We start from the raw sequence: 543 nt of genomic DNA, 5'->3' as shown, positions 1-543 counted from the left end.
GGACTCTACATTAAGTTAGTGCTTTGAGCTGTGTTCTCGTTTTTTTGACCGTCTGGCGTATTCAGTTACCAGCAACGCAATACGTGCAGGGGATGTTCTCACACCTATTGTTCTGAGGGCTTCTTGTATGGCCAGCAGTGAGTATCCCTTTTCTTGAGACAACGTGTGAAATCTATCCGCAAGCGCGCTCAGAAATTGACCTTTCGACATTCTGTCCTGACTGAGGTCTGGCAAAGCCGCAAGAGCTTGCCTGGCGACCTCTACCTGATCTAGCGTGATTTTTTTCTTTTTATCCACGTGTGCACCCGCATTCTGCTGATATCAATACACCGTGATGGGTCACGGGATTCAGGCTGATCAATGTCAAGCGTGAACATCACTCTACGCATCGTGCGCAGTTTGTCTACCGTCGAGCTGAATCCATGCTTTTCCAGGAAGTGCAAAATATCCGTGAGGGTAAAGTCTTCATCGTGCAGGGCCGCGTACAGTTTTTCGCTGACTGACGCTTCAGGCCCAAAGCGCTGGAACTTGTCCACCTTCAAT

Annotated in this window: 1 protein-coding gene; it reads right to left on the bottom strand. The window is 49.0% G+C overall.

Annotated elements, in window-relative coordinates; all coding sequences use genetic code 11:
- Positions 1-269: 269 nt before the first annotated feature.
- Positions 270-543 (bottom strand): hypothetical protein (locus tag ALO64_RS25840; RefSeq protein WP_235804972.1); only part of this gene is annotated, 274 nt, incomplete at its 5' end.

Origin of the sequence: Pseudomonas meliae, from assembly GCF_001400515.1 — a bacterium.
In the GTDB taxonomy this organism is placed as follows: domain Bacteria; phylum Pseudomonadota; class Gammaproteobacteria; order Pseudomonadales; family Pseudomonadaceae; genus Aquipseudomonas; species Aquipseudomonas amygdali.
Note: the sequence above shows the minus strand (reverse complement) of the source record. Positions and strands in the feature narration are given on the sequence as shown.